Source organism: Paraglaciecola marina, from assembly GCF_004360155.1.
GTDB lineage: Bacteria > Pseudomonadota > Gammaproteobacteria > Enterobacterales > Alteromonadaceae > Paraglaciecola > Paraglaciecola marina.
Genome location: NZ_SAIS01000001.1, coordinates 647,782 through 663,189, shown reverse-complemented (window position 1 = coordinate 663,189; position 15,408 = coordinate 647,782). Strand labels below are relative to the sequence as shown.

Below are 15,408 nucleotides of genomic sequence, written 5' to 3'. Positions count from 1 at the left end.
TCTTGTATTTATAGGGCTAAATAGCTTTAAGCACTTAGTTCTAAAACCAAAAAAGTGCAATCGCACCAAATCGGCACAGGAATTAATAAAATATTAACAATTGAGGTGGGTAATTTAAAACTATCTGTCACTTATTAGGAGGAACGGGTAACTAGATGTTAAAGCTGAAACTACAATTAAGGTAACAAGTGATAAATTGTATACTGATACTTGCGCTAACTCTCTCAAAATGAGTCACTACCAAGGTAATACTTCTCCATTTGCATGCCAAAATGTTCCAGAATTGTCTAGGTTTAGCTCATCTATTCTTTGCATTAAACGGCTTGCTGATTGGTTAGCCGAAATATCACCATTATGGTTAACCATCTCAGTCTGCACATATCCGGGGTGTAAAAGTGCCACTGCAACACCAAAGGGTTTTAAGTCATGGGCTAATGAAACTCCTGCGCTATTTAAGGCAGCCTTTGACATACGGTAACCATAACGACCACCTGATGTATTATCAGCAACAGACCCCATCCGGCTAGTAATCAAGGCAACCTTAGCCCCACTACCTAATTGATCTTTTAGTATTTGTGTCACCAATATTGGTCCCAAAGCGTTAACCCGGAATTGATAGTCAATGGTAATTGCCGACATATTATTCAAACTTTCATCAGCTAACACTCCAGCATTATTAATTAAAATATCAATACTGATAGTAGAAACTTTCTCTAGGCTATATTGTAATGAATCAATATTAGCCACATCAACATTATCAATGACGATGGCTTTAGTTTGATTTAATTCATCACTACTATTTCTGCAAAGAGCATATACCTTGTGTCCCTTGGCTAGATACTGCTTTGCTAAGGCTAAGCCAATGCCCCTATTTGCGCCAGTGATCACCACATTTAACATATTCAATCCTTGTCAATGACTTGCAATAAACGGTTTAAGTCTTCAGGGGTGTCGATTCCTGTTGGTGGAGTTACTTTTGCTTCTTCAACATGAATTTTTTCACCATGCCATAACACTCGTAGCTGCTCTAATGATTCAATCTGCTCTATCCCAGAGGGAGACATATTAATGTATTGCTTAATGAACCCGGCCCGATAAGCATAGATCCCAATGTGCCTAAAATAAAAATCACCAATTTCATCAATAGAATCAGCATCTAAAAATCGCGCTCTATCATAGGGTATAGTCGAGCGAGAAAAATACATTGCATAACCAAGCTTATCCATAACAACTTTAACTGTATTTGGATTAAAAGCCTCTTCTACATCTGTAATCTTCACAGCCAATGTAGCCATTTCTGCTAGCTGATGTTGATGCAGGTTTTCAGCCACTTGTTGAATATTTTCTGCCGGTATAAAAGGCTCATCCCCTTGTACATTGACAACTATTTCATGGGATAACATATTCTGCAGCTCAACAACTTCAGCTAACCTTTCAGTACCTGATTCATGGTGTTCACCTGTCATGCAGTATTTACCACCAAACGCCTCTACAGTATTAGCTATGCGCACATCATCTGTAGCAACCACAACATTACTCGCACCTGATTCAATTGCTCTTTCATAAACATGCTGAACCATTGGCTTGCCCTTTATTTTTACCAGAGGTTTACCAGGGAATCTGCTTGAAGCATATCTAGCAGGAATAATGACACTGAATTGCATAGAGTTGTCTCGTTACTTGTTTGTTGTATTTACAATAAAAGGTAAAGACTATTTTAAGAGTTGTTCTAGTTCATCACTTGAGACTTCTTTCGCTTCAGATTCTAGCAACACCGGAATATTTTCACGAATGGGAAAAACCAACCTATCAAACTTACAGATCAACTGATTATTATTAGGCTGGTATATTAACTTGCCTTTGCATGCAGGGCACGCCAATATTTCTAATAGTTTTTTATCAAAAGCCATAAAGGGTCCTTTATTTAGAGAGTCTCTTTTTGTTCTCTGAAACTTGTTTTAAATTTTGAATAAGTTTTGTATCAAACTGTTGTGGTAAATGAGCATTAACCGGTAAATACCAACAATCCTTATGTGCGAACTCTCGGCACTTTACAGCATCTTTCTCTGTCATTATCACAGTGCCACTTGGTATGTCTTTTACGGTAAATTGATGGTGGTCCACAAAACTGGTACAGGTTTTAAGTTTAACCTGCTTTTGCTCTAACATTGTAAAAAATCGCTGTGGATTACCAATTGCTGCAATGGCAGTGACATCTTGGCTGATATCATGTATCGATAAACTCTTATTTGGATTACTGACATTCACCAAACGGCCCGATTCTAGCGCCATTAAATACTCACCATTGTTTGCTAAGCCGCCATTTAAGACCACAAAATCTACTGATTTCAAGCGCCACAGCCCTTCACGTAGAGGACCAGATGGCAGCAAGCAGCCGTTACCCGTAAGACGTTGCCCGTCCATAACCACAATTTCAATGTCTCGAACTAGGGCGTAGTGTTGTAGGCCGTCATCACAAATAATCACGTTACATTTGTGATCATCAACTAATTTATTGGCCCCCCTAGCGCGAATGGGATCTATCACCAAAGGGCAATTTATATGTTGGCGCATTAATACCGGCTCATCACCCACTTGATGGGCTGTACATGAAGCAGTGACAAAATGAGGAAAAGAAGTTTGTTTTGCACCATACCCGCGACTGAGCACCCCAGGATGATAACCTTCTTGTCTCAAGCGTTTTGCTAAATAGACAACTAAAGGCGTTTTTCCATTACCACCCACACTAATGTTACCTACGACAATTACCGGAGCGGCTACAGATGTTGACTTTTTCACTCCTGTATTAAAAGCAAATCTTCTACTGGCAGACACTCCCCAAAACAACAGAGTTAGTGGCAGAAGTAATATTATGAAAGGCCAATGATACCAACTAGGTGAGTACCAAAGTTTATCAATGAAACTCACGCTTCCTTTGGCTCCTCACTAAATTGCATTTGATATAATTGAGAGTAATGACCATTAAGAGCCATTAAGCTTTTATGCGTACCCTGCTCGAATATTTTGCCTCCTTCAATAACTAAAATGGTATCGGCGTTCTCTATGGTTGATAAACGATGAGCTACCACTATGCTGGTACGATCTTTTTGTAGCATCTCTAAGGCATCTTGAATTAATCGTTCAGACTCAGTATCTAAAGCTGAGGTTGCTTCATCTAAAATTAAAATAGGCGCATCCAATAACAAAGCCCTAGCTATGGCTAAACGTTGACGTTGACCTCCGGACAACATAAAGCCGTTTTCACCTACCATGGTATCTAAACCATCAGGTAATTCATCTACAAACTCCAATATATGTGCGGTTTTAGCGGCAGCAAGGATTTGCTCACGACTAACGACTCCCTCAGACCCATAAGCAATATTGTTCGCTATGGTATCGTTAAATAACACCACATGTTGCGAAACTAAAGCAAATTGTTTGCGTAGACTTTTAAGTGGCAATTCCTGTATCGGCAAATCATCAATTAATATATCCCCATACTGATGATTGTAAAAGCGTGTCAATAAGCTCGAAATAGTCGATTTACCACTACCTGAACGGCCAACTAAAGCGCAGGTTTCACCAGACTTCACCGAAAAAGTAATATCTTGAAGCGCTGCTGTATCCTTACCGGGATAGCTAAATGTGACGTCTTTAAAAGTAATATTTCCAGCCACTCTCTCAACCAAAGTAGTTCCATTATCTAACTCAGGCTGCTGGTCTAATACTTCAAAAATACTGACACAAGCTGTCATACCTTTTTGAAATTCACTGTTTACTGTAGTGAGCTGCTTTAAAGGCTTAAGCAACATAGTCATGAAGACTACTACACTAACAAATACCCCAGGAGTTAAAGACTCAACCAAATTAGGGAAGCTAGCTACATACAAAACAACAGCGAGGGCGATAGAGGCAATAACTTGAATTGACGAAACACTTAAAATCCTAGCGACAATCAGCTTCATGTTCTGTTGACGATTGTAATTATTCTTACTGGCGAACCGCCTAGCCTCTAAATCTTGGCCGCCAAACATCAATACCACTTTATGGCCTTTAATCACCTGTTCTACAGAAGAAGTTAAATCTCCCATCACTTCTTGAATCTTTTTACTTACCTTTCTAAAACGTTTACTCACCACAGAAACAATCACAGCCACCAAAGGGCCGATAAGTACAAAAATTAACGATAATTGCCATGAGTAATAAAACATCGCAATCAATAAGCCCACAACAAAGGCCCCATCACGTACAAGAGTTAACAATGCTTTAGCGGCGGCAACTTTAACTTGTTCAGTGTCGTAGGTTACTTTAGATATAAGTTGCCCCGTTGCATTAGTATCATGAAACTCTACGGGCAAATGAGTATATCGACTAAACAACTCTTGGCGCATTTTCATCACCACATGATTACCTATCCATGCCACTGTATAGGTCCCCAAAAAATTGCATATGCCACGCAATACAAAAATTGGCACAATAAAAAATGCAGCTAAACGTAAATACCCGTAATCACCATTGCCTAAACTATCATCTACTATAGGCTTTAATTGCGCTACGACCAAAACGTCAATAACGGAATAGCCAATCATCCCAAGGACTGCAAAAAGAAAGGCAAGTTTGAAATTTTTAAGGTAGCCACGAAAGCGCTTAAATACGCTAGAAGTTAAGTCAGGGTTTGCGGGTTTGTTTTTACTCATGAAAATGTAATTATTTGAACTCAATTAGGAAAACGAGACTAGTGTAACTGGTAGAACGATAATCCCCAAATAATCAGTCACTAATAATTAACTAATATATGTTATAGATTAGTCCTAGTTAATTTAACAGTGGTACTATTTAACCAGTTTAGTAAATTCAATTTAGGGAGAAAACTTGAAGAAAGTTAAAATTTCGCTAGGCATTACATTATTGATATTAAGTACCTATTCATTTGGAAATACCAAGCCATTCATAGCCGCTAAAGTAATTGATAACGATAACCAAACGGAGGAAGCATTCACCTCACGAGGCGGAATGGAAGGGTGGGCAAAAGTTTCTTTCATTATAGATAAAGAAGGTAATACTCGAGATATAGTCGTTTTTGATAATTCAGGAAAAGACAGATACACCACTAAAACAATTAGATACATAAAGAATCTAAAATATGCGCCTGCACGAGCAAACGACAATCCAGTTAGCAGTGCTAAAAATATGTTCATTACCCACACCTATTCAGAAGCAGGACACAGCGAAGCAAGTGTAACGCCTGCATTTGCTAGAGAATACCAACTAATCATGGACTCGCTTGCCAACTCTTCAGTAAATATGTCTGACATAAACCTATTGATAGATAAATTAGTAGATGATCATACTAAAAACCTAAATGAGCACGCTCTCGCAGCATGGTTAAAATCAATTTATTATTATAAAAACCAAGATTTCCTCGAATATATGCGCCAATCTCAAATCACGGTTGACCTATATCAATACTTACCCATAGCAATACTCGCTAAATCTTCGGTAAACCTGTTTGAATCCCAGCTTTATTTCGGTTACTTTTCTGAAGCAAAACAAACCCTTGCTCGCATCGGAAATGCTGAAGGCCTTAACCTGTCAGAGCAAACACAAGCCGAGTTTTTAGATTTACTTAAAGATAAAATGGCCTCTGAATCAGTAAAAGTTATAAAAGGAAAACTAACTCATTTAGGTGCTTGGTCTTATGATCACAAAATACCAAAATTTCAGATCAAGCTGACCAACGGCAATATTGATTCGGTAGAGTTGAGATGCAACCAATTCCAACAAAAATATGCGAGTAACTGGCAAAATGAAATGGAGATACCATCACAAGCGAATGAATGTATCTTGTTAATTCAGGGGGACGTAGGTACAACTTTCGATATAATTGAAACTTCCATTTAGGGGAACAGCAATTTAAGAAGCCATTACATTTTATATGTAAAGGCTTTACTAATTGGCATACCAATAGGGATAAATGTCTTGCCTGTAGGTTTTCACTTGAATTGGGCCCAATGAATCAAAGGGCAAGCTGAAAGATACTTGCCCTGTTTCTGATGTAGCATAAATCCCCTGAAGTGGAATTTGTTCTTGCAGAAATACTGTCTGGTATCTTTCAATTACCTCTTTGCGAGGAAATTGCCAGCGATTCATAAACCCTTGACTAAAAATCACAAATCGAGGGTTAACCGCTTCAATAAATGCAGTCGAGGAAGATGTATTGCTACCATGGTGAGGAGCTAACAAAATATCCGCTTTAAGGTTTTCTGCATATTTTTCAACTAGGACATACTCTATAGTTTTATCAATATCTCCAGGTAATAATACAGAATGGGTTTGATCAGAAATTTTGACCACGCAAGAACTATTATTGTCATCGTACTTGATGGGATCATCTGGCCAAAACACTTCAATATTCAAACCTTGCCAGTTAAATTGAGAACCTTCTCGGCATAAGTCTGCTGTGGTCATAAGCTTAGTTACAACGACACCTTTAAGCAAAAACGGTAAACTCCCAGCGTGGTCATTATCACCATGACTAACAATGACAATATCAACCTCTTTAATACCCTTAGACTTTAGAATGGGAAGTAACACGCTGTCTGCCATATTAAAACCACTAGGGTAACTCGCACCAACATCATAAATTATCGCTTTATGATTTTTAGTAATCAATACAGATGTTCCCTGCCCTACATCTAAAATATCTAATTTCCAGTTTGTATCACGACTTTGCAATAAAAAACTAAGAAAGGGTAAAAACAGCAATACTAGACATTTTTTAGGCACACCAAAATTGGGTAAGAGCAACAAAACCAAGGCAATAAACACCAGCCCCCAAACCACAAAAGGCATGGCAGCTAAATCTATTGACGCCCATGGAAATATTACAAGATTGTTTAAAGCATCTAAGCTTAACCCAATTAAATAATCAACCCACCTGAATAACAAAATTGCCAAGTCTGGGTATATCCAGAGCAACAATGTCGCCAATAAACAAAGCGGTAACAAACATAAAGTAACCAAAGGAACCGCGATTAAATTAACAAGAGGTGAAACAATCGAGACATAAGAAAATTGCCACGCAACAATAGGTAACATTAAAAAAGTTAAACAAAGTTGCACCCGCAACATACTTGAAAATGCGGTTGTAATTGAAAAGCCTGCTTTTGTAATTGGCCAACGCCAAAATACTAAACAAATGATAACGACGGCTGTATAACTTAGCCAAAAACTTAAGCCATATATACTCAGTGGAAACAGAATTAAAAATACACTAATTCCAATCAGTAATTGCCTATAAATCTTTATGTTTTTATTATTTGCAATTAATAAAGCCGCAATACTTAGCATCAGCCAAGCTCTAAGTGTCGGTAAACCAAACCCGGCTAAAGATGAGTAACCAAAAGTAGTCAATATTGTCAAAGTCATAGCCACAATATGTAAATTAAGCTGGTGTAGCCTATATATTCGACTGACAATAACAGCTGCGGCCCAGGAAAATATAAAATAACTTGCACTCGCCACCATAGCTAGATGTAGTCCAGATATAGCAATTAAATGCGCTATCCCTGATTGTTGAACCAGCAACCAATCTTTTTGTTGTAATAACCCTCTATACCCCACAGTTAAAGCGCTTATCCAAGAAATATTATCTAGCTCTAAATTAAGTAGCTTATTTAACAAGGCTTGACGGCTAGTAATTACATTTTGCAATAACTCATTGTCACTCGTTTCTTTAACGTACCCTGTGGCGATTATTCCTTTGCTGAATAACCACTGCCGATAATTAAACCCAGCTTCGTTAGCTAACCCATGAGGGGGTTTGAGTTTCACTTCTAGTTTAACTATTTGACCTTGCTGCACTAACCAAGACGGCTGACGCCAACTCACTCGAATATTCCGAGAGAAGGAAAGCTTGTTAGTGTTAATTTGTGTTACTTTAAGAGTAAAACGTACTTCTTGTCGCTTATGAATTAAGGTGGTAATTTCACCTACAACAACAATTGATTCAGAGGTCTGCTCTGATGACAGTTGCAAAGAGTATTGCCAATGGCCTACACTCGCCATCCAGACAATGCCAATTAAGAAATAAGCTAAATGAATAAATTGTTTAGCGAATAGAAAACTGGCACCAAGAAGTAAAATAATGCTAAAAATGGAAGGTAAATTAGTCCAAATGAGGCTAGATATTGCAGCTGCAATAAAACTGAAAAGTTTACTGTCCATAGTAGGTGCATCACGCCTTCCATTGCTTGACTAAAATAAGTATAGAGAATAATTCTGAAAAAGTTTATTAAGCGATTTTTGCCTAGCCCGCAAAAAATAAAAGAACATAAGGTACTGTCTATCTTTGGGACATTATTACATGATCCAAATTTATGGCATTTAAACAGACGTTCAGCAGCGGGAGCCGTGGCTGTGGGGTTGTTTTTTGCTTTTATTCCATTGCCATTTCAAATGTGGTTATCTGCAGGGATGGCCATCCCTTTGCGCGTTAATTTACCGCTATCTGTGGCCACAGTATGGATAACTAACCCCTTCACCATGCCTCCTATTTTTTATGGCGCGTATCTGATAGGAGCAACGGCACTAGGTACCACAACTCAAGAGTTTACTTTTGAGCTAAGTTGGCACTGGGTAATGCAAAGTATGGAAACCATTGGGCCAGCCTTTTTAGTGGGTTGTCTTATATGCTCGGTATTTTTTAGTACAGTGGGATATTTTACATTTAATTATTTTTGGAGATTATCAGTATCCAATGCTTGGCAGCAGCGAAAACGCAAAAAGAAACGTGATTCAGAAGGTCTTTAACTTTTAAGAATAATTATTAAACAAAGCCAAAGGTATTTATTCTTTGGCATGTTTAATTGGAATGCTAACAATGAACTCGGTCCCCTCTCCTACCGAACTCTTAACATCAATATTACCGTTATGGTTTTTAATAATATTATAAGAAAGCGATAAACCTAACCCAGTACCTCTGCCAACCGGCTTTGTTGTAAAAAATGGGTCGAATATTTTTGATAAGTTTTTTGCGTCAATTCCAATACCAGTGTCTCTTACACTAACTTTTTGAAACTCGCCCTCACTAAACACTTTAATAAAAATTGAACCATTTTCACCTACCGCATGAGCTGCGTTTACAAGCAAGTTCATAAAAACCTGATTTAACTGCATTCCCATACAAAATAAAGGAGTTAAGCCTTTTTCATAATCTTTATGCAATGTGACATTAGACTCAAACTGACTACTGACTATTTTTAGAGTGCTCTCAATTCCATCAATTAAGCTGCTTTCTGTCCAATGTTTAGCATCTGCATGGGAGAACTCCTTTAAACTTTCTACTATAGCTTTGACGCGCTTGGCACCATCTAAGGATTCCTCCACCAAATCGACCACATCTTCTTTTATATAATCAAACTCGTGGCGCTCAAAGAAGTCCTTTTTTAATTTAAGATGAAGTTCCTGACCAATTTTATCTATCAATTTATCTGAAAACTGGGTGATTTTTACGAGCTTTCCAATGTAATCTTGGAGGATTTCAATATTTGAGTATACAAATCCTATTGGACTATTAATTTCATGAGCTACACCAGCAGCCAATTGACCAATAGAAGCCATCTTTTCGGAGTGAACTAACTGGCTTTGCGTATCTTTCAACTTACTAATAAGACTCGCTTGAGCTTTATGCTCTAACTCCAACTCATCAGCTACTTTAGATAAATCATTGTAATAACTGGCTTGCGCTGTTACATCTTGAATAGTAATACATGCATAAAGTACCTCATGGCTATCATCCATTAGAGGTAATACTTCCATATTTTGAAACATCAAGGACTCTTCACCAGTCACAGGGCGTGAACTCAAAAAATTGAATATATGTGGGCGTTGCTCCCAGTAAGAAAAGGTTTCATTTTTTAAAATAAAAACACTATTAATTTTCTTTTTTAAAAACCTAGCTTGATCAGGAAAAAGTTCCAACAAAGACTTTCCAAGCACGTCCTTTTCATCACAATCCATTCGGTCAGCAAAAAAGTCATTTAAAAAAACAATGCGGTACTCTTTATCTACCATGCAAGCGCCCATAGGTAACTTACGTAACAGACTTTCTAATAATTCAGGTTTGTGCATTCTGAATCAACTTAATAAGGCATCTAGACTAGCCTTCAAAGCAACAATTGAGTTTTCTTCTAGGCAAATAACCACCCTTGCGTTAAAACTAAAACTTTCAATGCTAAAACATACTTCAACTAATAATACAGTAGCCCAATTATAATTGGGTTTTCCATTTGTTAAGGAGTTAAATAAAGTCGGCATATTTAGGTTGGATTTTAATTCTAGCTGGCTTGATAAACCACTCAAGCATGCACCAGATAATATATTTGTTAACTCTAAAATTAACTCTTGGGTTTGCGCGTCACACAAAGGTTTATCATAATCCATTAATTCAGCCATGGCATCACAACCCTCTTTACTTATTAAAGAGAGAACTTCACCTTTAATTTGCCCTAGAAAAGACTGCCTAGCATACCAAGTGTCATCACTATGATTTAATATCTCAACTAGATCATCTGGACTAGCTTCATTAATTGTCGGAATCGATAAGGTTATTTGAACATCAATTAACTGTGCTAATGATTTTGCTGCTTGCCCCATTGAAATATTCATCATTTCTTGCAAGGCATCTCGCTGGTCTTCTGTTAATAATAAATCTTTCATAGTAAACCTACTTCATGCAACGTCTGTTTTAACTCCTCAGCTTTTAATGGCTTTTGTAAAAAACGAAATGCTCCTAAAGAATTTACGAGCTCTACTGATTTTGGTTGTATATCAGCACTAATCACAATAACTACGGTTTTTTGATGATTACCTTTGACATAACGAAGTACATCAAACCCATCTAACACAGGCATTGTGAGGTCTAAAAATAAGATATCAGCTAAGCCTGCCTCTACAGCGTCAATGGCCTCTTGCCCATTGGTCGCCTCAGATATAGTGACATCCCAATCTTCTGGGATTGCACGTCGAACATTTTTGCGAGAAAGCGCAGAATCGTCTGCAATAGTTACAGGTATCGCCATTACTTTTTCCTGTTAAGTTTTAAACTATTAATTAAAGGTATTTAATTAATAGTAGAACAAACCGGTAAACGCTCACTAATTTATGGAAAATGCGGTCTAACTGGTCAAATATCACACAAAAACCTGAATTATTACTATGTTTAATTCAAAGCAAAACAATTCAATAGGAATAATCTAGGCTAAAAAAACAACCTGTTTAATATGAACCAGTACAGCTGCCAAATAGGAATGGCTTAGCTGTTTGCCAACATAAAAATGGAATTGGGCCTACCCATAAAAAATAATATATCAAACGATATAGGTGATACTTATTTCTTGGAATGGTTATTTTATAGATATCATAAACACCTTGTTCACACTATCCAGTACAGCGACAGATATCCTGCGATTGGAGCTAAACCGTTAATATATTAGCCAGCATTAAAATCTAATAATATTTTAGTCACCTCATCTATACGCCTTGAAAAACTAGCCTTACTTGCACGCTCAGTAATGGTATGGTCACCATCTCCAAAGGGACCAAAGCCATCCAAAGTAGCTACGCCAACCGACGATACTATATTAGCGTCACTTACCCCACCTCGTTTTTCAGTCTTCAGGGGATACCCTAAAATACTTGCAATTTGTGCCAATAGCGTCATTTGATTGGGTGAACTTTGCATCACATCCCTCTGAATACCACCCGATAATGTCGCAGTTACACCTTTTACGGCTGGATTTGCACATATTTCTTCTAGGCTGGCTAACAAGCGTTCTTTTTCTACCTTTTGGGTATAACGAGTCTCTACTATGATTTCCGCTTTAGGAGAAATTGTATTAGCGCCAATACCACCACTCATTTTACCAGCGTTAACCGTTGTCCCTTCTGCCAAGTTAGTCAGCTCAGTCAATGCAATAATCATATGGGCCGCAGCCAAATTTGCATTACACCCATCCACATAATGGTTACCAGCATGGGCCGCTTTTCCTTCAAGGTTAATAAAAAAGGTTCCTACGCCTTTTCTTGCAATGACCACTTCATGATCGACACCAGCAGCCTCAAAAACTAAGCAAATATCATAATTTTTGCCCAGCTCAGCGCTCAAATATTTACTATCGTCACTACCACTTTCTTCATCACTTACTAACAACATGTCTATATTAGCAATTTCACCTTGTTGTGCTTTAACATTACGCAAGGCCTCAAGAGCAACTACATTGCCCCCTTTCATATCACATACACCAGGCCCATATACCCATTCGGCATCTTCAGAAAAGTCAGTGAAAGTTCCCGGAGGAAACACAGTATCTAAATGCCCTAATAGTAAAACACGTTTTTTACCTGCTACGACTGGAGACGTAAATAACAAGTGATCACCAATATGCTCTCGAGCAAATACTTCAGTCTCAAAGCCTAAAGTCTCCATCCATGCACTAAAAATTTTTCCATTTTCATCGACACCCGGTTTATTTTTAGTATAAGAATTAAGATTTATAATTTGTGCTAGTTCAGTAAAGTTCAAAGTAACTCCAACCATAGTTAATAAACATGAATGTAATCCTATATAGCAATTGAAATACCAAGATCTTTATGGTGCCATAGTATTGAATATCTAAGGCTTAGTTATCTATATGTTCCTAGTGCCACTGTTTTACGCACCAACAAGATACAATACCAACTAATATCAGTTCAGCTTTGGTGCGTCTGCTATTTAAAATGAATATAATTTGACTTAAGTTATTGAGTTATAATCGATTTAAAATAGTATATTAGTCGTTGGACCTTCTCTGTCTCAATTTGTCAATATAATACTAAAGTTGCAACTCTTATTAGCTATTGGCGTTAAAATTGCTGTCCACATTTGTAAATATCAGAAATGAGCGGTGTATAACTACACCAATTTTATAGTGTAACTGGGCCCTATTCAGTTTAATGGAGAAATTTTTTATGCATTCGAATACAAGTTCTGGGTTAGAGCCGACCATAGGTATGTGGATGTACCAAAATAGTGGTGGGAATGAAATTCAAAGGCAAATAATCGACCTTTTAAGCCAAAAAAACATAAAAACCATACCTAGCCTAGATATGGCTAATGCCTCAGCTCACGGCGGTGAGATCGTCTGCAATGGAATTTGCATGGAAGAGCTTTCAGCATTTTTCTCATATAATGCAGGTGGTCAAACAGCCTATCAAGTATACTTGTATAATGCCCTTAGCCGCTCTGTACCAACCATAAATAATTATGACGCTTTTGCGCTAACAGAAGATAAATTTCTAACCGCTCACATGTTAAACAGAGCAGGAATTCGAACAGCAGATTACCGTTTAATAAACCACATAGACATTCAGTTATTAAAAAATACAGTACGTGAATGGCAGGGACAAGTAGTCTACAAACCCACAGATGGCTGGGGTGGAAATGGTATAGTTAAGATAGAAGATGAGCGCTCTTTAGACATTCTTATTCCTTTTCTAAATAGAATGGATATGAAACATTTTTATTTGGAAAAATTCATCAATTACGACAAAACCGACTACCGCATAGATATTGTAGATGGAGAATTTGTAGGGTGTTACGGCCGCAGTGCCCCTGAGGATGATTGGAAAACTAATATCACTAGTGGGGGCTCTGTCATATTACGTCAACCTGATGACGCTATCATTGAATTAGCTATCAAAGCTGCAAAAGTATCAGGACTAGAAATTGCTGGCGTAGACCTCTTATATGACTTAGATACAGAAGAATATGTTGTGTTGGAGGTCAATGGTATTCCAGCATTTGCTACACCAGAACAAGAAAAATTAGGATTAGATTTTAACGCCCTTAAAATCAATAAAATTGTTAATTTAATTGAACGAATTGTAGAAGAGAAACAGTAATGAAAAAAAATGCGAAATCTCCATTACCAAAAATAGGCCTATTATACTTAGATCACGTATTAAGATTTTTCGACAAATCTAACTTTAAAGGCTGGCCTGACAAAATTGAAACCGTCACCTACCATTGGCGAAATGACAAGCAGCGGTTTATCAATGAAGTTAAACGTAAAAAAATTAATGTTTTGATAGGAAATGTACCAGCCACAGCCTATGAGACATTTAGAGAAATTAGTAATGCATTGCCTGATGTACAATTTGTGCCCTCACTCGACACTCAGTTTTCAAACAAATCTAAAGAAAATGTGACACTATTTTGTGAAAAATACGACATCCCTATTCCAAAAACCCGCATCTTTTATGAAAAACAAGAAGCAGACGAGTTTTTAAAACAAACTAAGTTTCCGAAAATAATCAAGAAGTCCTATGGTCCGTCAAACTATGGGGGCTACTTTGTACATAAAGTAGATAGTTACAAAGAAGCACGAAGTTTACTTGATGAAAAAAAATATTACCCCGTTTATTTACAAGATTTCGTGCCTATGGCAGCAGACATTCGCGTTATGCTTATTGGCCACAAGCCAGTGTGCGCCTTTTGGCGTCGACCACCTGAAGGTGAATGGTTAACCAATACCAGCCAAGGTGGCTCAATGGATTACCAAGCTGTACCCCAAGAAGTTTTAGACTTATCGGTTAAAGTATCTAAAGCGGCAAAAGCTGAATATTGGGCTTGCGACGTTGCGGTTGGTGTGGACGGTAAGTACAGAATTCTTGAGTGTGCCACAGCATTTGCGGCATTTCCTTACATTAGGGATTGGATTGGCCAATACCTGATGTGGAAGTTTTCTAATGGTCAATTCAAGCTGCCCTATATTCCATTATTTAATTGGGAAGAGTTGAGCAAAATGAGTTCCAATGTTTTGCGCACAATGCGGAATATAACCTTTGGTAAACAAGTCATGCCAAGCTGTGATGGTGGAGAGCTATTCACTGAAATCAGTGATGACAATTACCCAATATTAGCAACCACAGCCATGACTGCCGAAGAATGGCCGAGTGATATTTGGAACCGCCAAGACAATTATTTAAAAAACAAAGGCGATACAGCGGCCACAGTTTCAGCACCTCAAGTTGCAGAAACCTTGGACGCATCTGAAGCTGCGACTATAAAAGTAACCGACGAAGCAGAAGAATCGCCAGAAATAGTAAAAAATGATCAAAATGTAGAAACTGTTGAGCTTAGTGCTGAGGCATTCGCCGAATTTTTTGGTAGTATTAAGGGCTTTGGTAAACAACAGGTTTCACTAATATTTGAAACATTAGATTTACCAACGATTCACCAAGCATTACAAAGTGATGGTAGTGAGTTTTACAAAGTAAAAAATATTGGTGAGAAGAAAGTAATCAGCATATTGGAAACATGGCAAGAATACATTCACTCATCGCCTCAATAATTATGGAACTAGTATT

The 15,408-nt window shown here is 37.7% G+C and carries 14 protein-coding genes; 4 read left to right on the top strand and 10 right to left on the bottom strand.

What is annotated here, in order from left to right; genetic code table 11:
* Positions 1-237 precede the first annotated feature (237 nt).
* Genes EOK74_RS09015 through msbA form a run of 5 tightly spaced genes read right to left on the bottom strand, consistent with a single transcriptional unit; the run spans position 238 to position 4,697 of the window.
* Positions 238-900 carry an SDR family oxidoreductase gene (locus EOK74_RS09015; RefSeq protein WP_133469637.1) on the bottom strand — a complete coding sequence of 221 codons (663 nt, stop codon included), beginning with the start codon at positions 898-900 and terminating at the stop codon, positions 238-240.
* Positions 901-902: 2 nt separating this feature from the next.
* Complete coding sequence (gene kdsB, locus EOK74_RS09010; protein ID WP_133469636.1) at positions 903-1,664, bottom strand: 3-deoxy-manno-octulosonate cytidylyltransferase; 762 nt, start codon at positions 1,662-1,664, stop codon at positions 903-905.
* A 48-nt stretch (positions 1,665-1,712) separates the two neighbouring features.
* Positions 1,713-1,910: a Trm112 family protein gene (locus EOK74_RS09005; protein WP_133469635.1), complete on the bottom strand. Its 198-nt coding sequence runs from the start codon at positions 1,908-1,910 to the stop codon at positions 1,713-1,715.
* A gap of 10 nt (positions 1,911-1,920) precedes the next feature.
* Positions 1,921-2,928, bottom strand: a complete 1,008-nt coding sequence (gene lpxK, locus EOK74_RS09000) for a tetraacyldisaccharide 4'-kinase (protein ID WP_133469634.1) — start codon at positions 2,926-2,928, stop codon at positions 1,921-1,923.
* Positions 2,925-4,697, bottom strand: a complete 1,773-nt coding sequence (msbA, locus tag EOK74_RS08995; RefSeq protein ID WP_133469633.1) for a lipid A export permease/ATP-binding protein MsbA — start codon at positions 4,695-4,697, stop codon at positions 2,925-2,927. Before msbA ends, lpxK begins: the two co-directional genes overlap by 4 nt.
* A 175-nt stretch (positions 4,698-4,872) precedes the next feature.
* On the opposite strand from msbA, the gene EOK74_RS08990 reads away from it, so the two are divergent.
* A complete protein-coding gene (locus EOK74_RS08990; protein WP_133469632.1) occupies positions 4,873-5,901 on the top strand; it encodes an energy transducer TonB in 1,029 nt (342 codons plus the stop codon).
* Between the two features lie 48 nt (positions 5,902-5,949).
* On the opposite strand, the gene EOK74_RS08985 is transcribed toward EOK74_RS08990, so the two are convergent.
* Entirely contained in the window at positions 5,950-8,226 is a 2,277-nt protein-coding gene (locus EOK74_RS08985; protein ID WP_133469631.1) for a DNA internalization-related competence protein ComEC/Rec2, read from the bottom strand.
* Between the two features lie 51 nt (positions 8,227-8,277).
* On the opposite strand from EOK74_RS08985, the gene EOK74_RS08980 reads away from it, so the two are divergent.
* The gene (locus EOK74_RS08980; RefSeq protein WP_166638743.1) at positions 8,278-8,811 is read left to right on the top strand and encodes a DUF2062 domain-containing protein; all 534 of its coding nucleotides are present in this window, start codon (positions 8,278-8,280) and stop codon (positions 8,809-8,811) included.
* 36 nt (positions 8,812-8,847) lie between these two features.
* On the opposite strand, the gene EOK74_RS08975 is transcribed toward EOK74_RS08980, so the two are convergent.
* The 4 genes from EOK74_RS08975 to EOK74_RS08960 form a co-directional block, all read right to left on the bottom strand.
* Positions 8,848-10,131 (bottom strand): ATP-binding protein, encoded by a 1,284-nt coding sequence (locus EOK74_RS08975; protein ID WP_133469630.1) that lies wholly within the window; start codon positions 10,129-10,131, stop codon positions 8,848-8,850.
* A 6-nt stretch (positions 10,132-10,137) separates the two neighbouring features.
* Positions 10,138-10,719, bottom strand: coding sequence for a chemotaxis protein CheC (locus EOK74_RS08970; RefSeq protein ID WP_133469629.1), 582 nt, complete (start codon positions 10,717-10,719; stop codon positions 10,138-10,140).
* Positions 10,716-11,081: a response regulator gene (locus EOK74_RS08965; protein ID WP_133469628.1), complete on the bottom strand. Its 366-nt coding sequence runs from the start codon at positions 11,079-11,081 to the stop codon at positions 10,716-10,718. Before EOK74_RS08965 ends, EOK74_RS08970 begins: the two co-directional genes overlap by 4 nt.
* 410 nt (positions 11,082-11,491) lie before the next feature.
* Positions 11,492-12,583: a M20 family metallopeptidase gene (locus EOK74_RS08960; protein WP_239024058.1), complete on the bottom strand. Its 1,092-nt coding sequence runs from the start codon at positions 12,581-12,583 to the stop codon at positions 11,492-11,494.
* A gap of 425 nt (positions 12,584-13,008) precedes the next feature.
* Here EOK74_RS08960 and EOK74_RS08955 point away from each other — a divergent pair, with 425 nt between their 5' ends.
* Complete coding sequence (locus EOK74_RS08955) at positions 13,009-13,941, top strand: ATP-grasp domain-containing protein (protein ID WP_133469626.1); 933 nt, start codon at positions 13,009-13,011, stop codon at positions 13,939-13,941.
* A complete protein-coding gene (locus EOK74_RS08950; RefSeq protein WP_133469625.1) occupies positions 13,941-15,392 on the top strand; it encodes an ATP-grasp domain-containing protein in 1,452 nt (483 codons plus the stop codon). The genes EOK74_RS08955 and EOK74_RS08950 overlap by 1 nt, the downstream gene beginning before the upstream one ends.
* The last annotated feature ends 16 nt before the right edge of the window (positions 15,393-15,408 follow it).

What these genes read in the sequence shown, in the direction of transcription:
- EOK74_RS09005 (WP_133469635.1), bottom strand. Translation starts at nt 1,910, where the DNA reads ATGGCTTTTGATAAAAAACTATTAGAAATATTGGCGTGCCCTGCATGC.
- EOK74_RS08965 (WP_133469628.1), bottom strand. Translation starts at nt 11,081, where the DNA reads ATGGCGATACCTGTAACTATTGCAGACGATTCTGCGCTTTCTCGCAAA.
- EOK74_RS08985 (WP_133469631.1), bottom strand. Translation starts at nt 8,226, where the DNA reads ATGGACAGTAAACTTTTCAGTTTTATTGCAGCTGCAATATCTAGCCTC.
- msbA (WP_133469633.1), bottom strand. Translation starts at nt 4,697, where the DNA reads ATGAGTAAAAACAAACCCGCAAACCCTGACTTAACTTCTAGCGTATTT.
- EOK74_RS08955 (WP_133469626.1), top strand. Translation starts at nt 13,009, where the DNA reads ATGCATTCGAATACAAGTTCTGGGTTAGAGCCGACCATAGGTATGTGG.
- EOK74_RS08970 (WP_133469629.1), bottom strand. Translation starts at nt 10,719, where the DNA reads ATGAAAGATTTATTATTAACAGAAGACCAGCGAGATGCCTTGCAAGAA.
- EOK74_RS08975 (WP_133469630.1), bottom strand. Translation starts at nt 10,131, where the DNA reads ATGCACAAACCTGAATTATTAGAAAGTCTGTTACGTAAGTTACCTATG.
- EOK74_RS09015 (WP_133469637.1), bottom strand. Translation starts at nt 900, where the DNA reads ATGTTAAATGTGGTGATCACTGGCGCAAATAGGGGCATTGGCTTAGCC.
- kdsB (WP_133469636.1), bottom strand. Translation starts at nt 1,664, where the DNA reads ATGCAATTCAGTGTCATTATTCCTGCTAGATATGCTTCAAGCAGATTC.
- EOK74_RS08950 (WP_133469625.1), top strand. Translation starts at nt 13,941, where the DNA reads ATGAAAAAAAATGCGAAATCTCCATTACCAAAAATAGGCCTATTATAC.